This window comes from Enterococcus sp. 125944 (genome assembly GCF_051909435.1).
GTDB lineage: Bacteria > Bacillota > Bacilli > Lactobacillales > Enterococcaceae > Enterococcus_D > Enterococcus_D gallinarum.
In genome coordinates this window covers 1-698 of the sequence record NZ_JBQASY010000067.1, presented here as the reverse complement: position 1 = coordinate 698, position 698 = coordinate 1, and the positions used below count along the sequence as shown (strand labels likewise).

The window sequence follows — 698 nt, the reverse complement described above, 5'->3', positions numbered from 1 at the left end:
CATTAATTGAAAGCAATAAACGTATTGTTGAGAACGCAAGAACATTATCATCTGAATTGGCAAAGAATGCTGAGGCAAATGCTGAGAAGATGGCTTGGACTGCTTCTGAAGCAAGTGCATCAGGCAAGAAAGCAGCACAGACATGGAATGACTTAGTCTTTGATGAAAAAACAAGTGAATTAAAATCCAATGTTCGTGAAACAGTCATTGAAGCAACTAAGGATTCAAAAACATGGAATGATTTAAAATTAGTTGTTCACGATGCAAATTTGGATTCAAATGCTAAAAAAGTAATTGGTGAAGCTGCGATTGTCAATGGATACTGGGATGGAATGGCTTGGAAAGATAAACAAGCTATTTTGGAAGATGAGTTTAGCCAAACAATGTATAAGGCATTGGATGATTCTGGTAAATGGAATGAGTTAAGCATTGATGCCAAAACCGCATTATTATATTCAAATACCCCAGAAACAATGGCTGAAACTATGTTGAATTTAGGGTTGTGGGATGATTATCAACCTGAGATAAAAGATTTAGACGCTAAGAACTATAAATTTCTTACTACTCTGAGCGAGTCAGAAGATAAATTGAAAAATTGGAATGACTTACCAGACGAAACAAAAGAGCTATATGCTGATAACTACGATTTCTTGACTAAGATTTATGAATCCGAAGATTCGTTTAATCGATGGAATCAA

1 pseudogene is annotated in these 698 nt (G+C 35.1%); it reads left to right on the top strand.

Annotated elements, in window-relative coordinates:
- Nucleotides 1-698 (top strand): annotated as a pseudogene (locus tag ACTFWY_RS17815) (phage tail tape measure protein); the annotation flags it as partial.